Raw genomic sequence first — 222 nt, forward strand, 5'->3', positions numbered from 1 at the left:
GCATTCCTGCGCGTGGTGGACTCCATGCTGACCCAGTACTTCAAGTGGATTCGCGAAGCCGCAGACGAGCCTTGGCACCGTCCATATCCGTCACTGAACGTCGTCTCCACTTCGACCTCGTTCCAGCAGGATCACAACGGCTACACCCATCAAGACCCAGGTATTTTGACGCATCTGGCCGAAAAGAAAGGCGAATTCATTCGTGAGTATCTGCCGGCCGAC

Annotated in this window: 1 protein-coding gene; it reads left to right on the forward strand. The window is 55.9% G+C overall.

Annotated features, from left to right (window positions below; translation table 11 throughout):
• A partial coding sequence (locus tag FC75_RS11865) for a hypothetical protein (protein WP_156403633.1) occupies positions 1-222 on the forward strand: 222 nt, incomplete at both ends.

The organism is Lacticaseibacillus camelliae DSM 22697 = JCM 13995, from assembly GCF_001436615.1.
In the GTDB taxonomy this organism is placed as follows: domain Bacteria; phylum Bacillota; class Bacilli; order Lactobacillales; family Lactobacillaceae; genus Lacticaseibacillus; species Lacticaseibacillus camelliae.